This window comes from Bifidobacterium jacchi, assembly GCF_009078285.1.
GTDB lineage: Bacteria > Actinomycetota > Actinomycetes > Actinomycetales > Bifidobacteriaceae > Bifidobacterium > Bifidobacterium jacchi.
Genome location: NZ_RQSP01000085.1, coordinates 1 through 2,622, shown reverse-complemented (window position 1 = coordinate 2,622; position 2,622 = coordinate 1). Strand labels below are relative to the sequence as shown.

The window sequence follows — 2,622 nt, the reverse complement described above, 5'->3', positions numbered from 1 at the left end:
ATATTCCCGTACCGGCGTGTGACCGCAAGGGCCGTGCCGTTGAGGCCTGTCCTGAAGTGCCGCGTGTGGTTCCTTCGGGTTCCGCGTGTGGCGTGGATGGCCGGGTGGATGCGGTGTCGGCGAGCGGAGGAGTGACGCGGACAGGCGGCCGGCCGTGGAGGTGGTCTTCCATGGCCAAGCGTTCGAGCCCGCTCCCCAGGCAAATCCGGGGGGCGTTATGGGCGAGGCGTGACGGGACGCCCCTTTTTGGGTGGATCCGGTGATCCCGTCCGTCGAGAAAAGCTTCGTCGCGAGGGCACACGGCGCCCGTACCCCAAACCGACACTGGTGGTCAGGTAGAGAATACCAAGGCGATCGAGCGAATCCTGGTCAAGGAACTCGGCAAACCGCTCCCGTGCCTTCGGCATAAGGGAGACCCCCCGGGGTGCATAGCCTTGGGGGGTGGCACAGGCCAGGGGGTAGCGACTGTTTACCAAAAACACAGGTGCATGCGAAGGCGCAAGCCGCTGTATATGCACTGACGCCTGCCCGGTGCCGGAAGGTTAAGAGGATCCGTCAGCCCCTTGGGGTGAAGCGGTGAATTCAAGCCCCGGTAAACGGCGGTGGTAACTATAACCATCCTAAGGTAGCGAAATTCCTTGTCGGGCAAGTTCCGACCTGCACGAATGGCGTAACGACTTCCCCGCTGTCTCGACCAGGAGCTCGGCGAAATTGCAGTACGAGTAAAGATGCTCGTTAAGCGCAGAAGGACGAAAAGACCCCGGGACCTTTACTATACCTTGGTATTGGCGTTAGGCGCGGATTGTGTAGCATAGGCGGGAGACTTCGAAGCCGTGACGCCAGTCATGGTGGAGTCGCAAGGTGAAATACCGCTCTGTTCTCGTTTGACGTCTAACCACGAGCGGTCATCCCGCTCTGGGACAGTGCCTGGCGGGTAGTTCAACTGGGGCGGTTGCCTCCCAAAGAGTAACGGAGGCGCTCAAAGGTCCGCTCGGCCCGGTTGGCAATCGGGTGTCGAGTGTAATCGCACAAGCGGGCTTGACTGCGAGAACGACGGTTCGAGCAGGGACGAAAGTCGGAGATAGTGATCCGGTGCCGGCGCACGGGCGCGGCATCGCTCAACGGATAAAAGGTACCCCGGGGATAACAGGCTGATCATTCCCAAGAGTCCATATCGACGGGATGGTTTGGCACCTCGATGTCGGCTCGTCGCATCCTGGGGCTGGAGCAGGTCCCAAGGGTTCGGCTGTTCGCCGATCAAAGCGGCACGCGAGCTGGGTTCAGAACGTCGTGAGACAGTTTGGTCTCTATCCTCTGCGCTCGTTGGAATGTTGAGGAGTCCTGCCCATAGTACGAGAGGACCTGGGTGGACGAACCTCTGGTATGCCAGTCGTCACGCCAGTGGCGCGGCTGGTTGGCCACGTTCGGAAGGGATAACCGCTGAAAGCATCTAAGCGGGAAGCCCTCTCCAAGATAAGCATTCCGTGGCACATTTGTGCCTGTAGACCCCATGGAGAACACGTGGTCGATAGGCCGGAGGTGGAAGCCCTGTGAGGGGTGGAGCCGACCGGTACTAATGGTCGAACCGCAATCACACACCACCCCTTGGGGGTGGCGCGCACAGTCCGGCATGACGGCCGGGCGACTAGAGAGCATTAGACGATCCACTGCGATCAACACGAACAGGCGATAGTCTCGCGTCCATTATCCGGTTCCCGGACCACCACCATTACCCTCACGCCGTGGGGCGTGGGAAGAGAATCGAACAGACTTGCGGTGGTCATGGCCCAGGGGAGACGCCCGGCATCATTCCGAACCCGGAAGCTAAGACCTGGCACGGCGATGGTACTGCATTCGAGAGAATGTGGGAGAGTAGCACACCGCCGCAACAACACGTACAAAAGCCTCGAACGACAACAAAGCCGCTCGAGGCTTTTTTCCATATATCTCATTCATATTGTTTTCCCTACAATTCATTTTCTCGCCAATCGAAGGTCATTGTCAGATCACCGACGGGAAACGCATCGCTCCTACATTGCACCATGTACTGTACGCAAGAAGAGGGGCAGACATGAGCGGAAGGCAACAACGATCCCATGCTCAGGGCATCAACAAGACACCGCTAAGCATCGGCAAGGCATTAGTGGCGCGTATCGTGGCATGCGTCGCCGCGATCGCCACATTCGGATCGGTTGCACTCGTCACCGCGCAACCCGTGTATGCGAGCGAATCCGCTGCAAGCGCTGCGCCCACGTCAATCGCATCCCAAACCAGCCAAACCGCAGAATCCAACCTGCGCAATACCGATATCGACACTGCGCTTGACACACAGTCGTATCTCAAGCCGCAAACGCAGCCCAACGGCACCGACGACAATACGGCAACGCAAACCAACGCAGCAACCCGCATCAATCAAACCGACAAAGCCGCCGACAAAGCTGTCGACGACACCGGCAACGAACAGAACCAAGCCTCCGCGTCCGCGATCCAAAGCCTCGTCACCACCGTCAACGCCAATCATCCCAACGCGGGCGGCAATGAATCAGCGGACAACATCAAGGACCGCAACCCTGAAACCAAATGGTATGAAGGCGACGGCGCCGCGCCGAGCGACAGCCAGCC

At 59.3% G+C, this 2,622-nt stretch carries 1 protein-coding gene and 2 rRNA genes; all 3 read left to right on the top strand.

Annotated features, from left to right (window positions below; translation table 11 throughout):
- Nucleotides 1-1,597, top strand: a 23S ribosomal RNA gene (locus EHS19_RS10395); the annotation flags it as partial.
- A 175-nt stretch (nt 1,598-1,772) separates the two neighbouring features.
- Nucleotides 1,773-1,889: ribosomal RNA gene (gene rrf, locus EHS19_RS10390) — 5S ribosomal RNA — on the top strand.
- Between the two features lie 182 nt (nt 1,890-2,071).
- The coding region (locus EHS19_RS10385) for a hypothetical protein (protein WP_151917687.1) at nt 2,072-2,622 on the top strand (551 nt) is incomplete at its 3' end.